Below are 1,906 nucleotides of genomic sequence, written 5' to 3' on the forward strand. Positions count from 1 at the left end.
ATGGTGCGCCAGTTCGGTGCAGTTGATTTAGTTGGGTGAAACTCCTAACCTGGTAACTCTTGGAGCAAAGAGGCCAGTATCTAGTCCTTGGGCATTGTATCGTGAGGTACAGTGTTAAGCGTAGGAAGGAAAGACTTAGAGCCCTAAAGCGAAAGCCTGAAGCAATCTAGCGTCGTTAGTTCCAACAAAGTGGTGGGTGATGCTCTCATATAAGCCGCAACCAACATAGGTTGAATCGTTATGCCAGATTCAATCGGACACCACCGGCGTTGTAATGCAGGGCGAGAAGTCAAGGTATCAACTGCATACCTGGGAGGTCTTGCAGTTTCCGATAAACAAGGTACTGTTGTTACAAGTGCCAATACCACAAGAACAACGGGAAGAACTGCAAGAAGTCCGAAGAGGTCATAGTAGTGATGAAGTGTATGAAAGTACATGGAGCGAAGGACCGAAACACAGTTACGTTTCTTGAAGGGCAACATGTTGAAAACACTGGAGGTTACAAAGACATGGGAACAAAACGACAAGATATAAGAACATTGTCAAAAAGATATCCTAAACTGGAAACGTTGATGTATCGAGTAGACAAGGAGTCTTTGATAAGACAACATCGTCTACAAAAGAAAGACAAAGCTCCAGGAATAGACATGGTAACCAAAGAAGTGTATCAGGAAAATCTAAATGAAAATATAGATGACTTGATGCATAGACTAAAGAGTTTTAGCTATAAGCCACAACCCGTAAGACGAGTTGAAATCGACAAGGGAAATGGCAAGAAAAGACCTTTAGGGATACCGGTCTATGAAGACAGGCTCTTTCAAGGAGCCATGGCAGATATACTTAGTGATGTATATGAACCTAGATTTCTAGATTGTTCATATGGATTCAGACCAAATCGAAAGGCTCATGATGCGATTAAAGTAATCAATGATACCGTAATGCACAAGAAGATAAACTATATATTGGACTGTGACATTAAAGGCTTCTTTGATAATGTGAATCATGAGTGGCTCATGAAATTTCTTCGAAATGATATCGCAGACCCGAACTACCTGAAATATATAGCGAGAATGCTTAAATCAGGTGTCATGATAGAAGGAAAATATGAGGATACAAGTGTAGGAACACCCCAAGGCGGACTGATTAGTCCAATACTGGCCAATGTGTATCTACATTACGTACTGGATTTATGGTTTGAAAAGTGTATCAAGAAACAGTTATGTGGAGAAGCATACCTGGTAAGGTTTGCCGACGATTTCTTAATAATGTTTCAATATGAAAGAGATGCACAAAGAGTATATGAAGCCGTTATTAATAGAATGGAACTTTTTGGATTGGAACTATCCAAGGAAAAGACACGAATACTTCCATTTGGAAGATACAGTGATTCAAGAGAAACATTTGATTTTCTAGGCTTTACACATTTCAACAGTAAGACAAGAAAAGGCTACTATTCTGTAGGACATAAGATAAGTCGTAAAAAGAAGAAGCAATTTAAGTCAAACTTAAAGAAATGGGTCAAAGAAAATAGAAACACTCAATTTGACGAATTCATGAAGGCGTTGAACAAGAAACTTACTGGTAGTTTTAACTACTACAGTTTGAGTGGAATGATAAAAGAGGTCAGAAACCTTTGGCAACATTCACTATATGTAACGTTCAAATGGTTAAACCGAAGGAGTCAAAGAAGAAGTTTTAAATTGGAAAGGTTCTATGATATATGGAATGACCGAATCATTCACCCTTATATCCATGTTGATATTTGGAGCGGTGACAAAGTCATATATAACAAGAATGTTTAAAAGTAACAGTGGGGAGCCGTATGCGGGAAAACTGCACGTACGGTTCTTAGAGGAGTTTATCTCCAACTGTTTAATTATTAGAGAAGGAGAAAATTTACTTATGC

At 38.7% G+C, this 1,906-nt stretch carries 1 protein-coding gene; it reads left to right on the top strand.

The features are described from left to right. The first annotated feature begins 509 nt into the window (after positions 1-509). Positions 510-1,802, top strand: coding sequence for a group II intron reverse transcriptase/maturase (ltrA, locus tag EUBIFOR_RS11970; RefSeq protein WP_040466587.1), 1,293 nt, complete (start codon positions 510-512; stop codon positions 1,800-1,802). The last annotated feature ends 104 nt before the right edge of the window (positions 1,803-1,906 follow it).

The sequence above is a fragment of the Holdemanella biformis DSM 3989 genome, from assembly GCF_000156655.1.
Taxonomy (GTDB): Bacteria; Bacillota_I; Bacilli_A; order Erysipelotrichales; family Erysipelotrichaceae; genus Holdemanella; species Holdemanella biformis.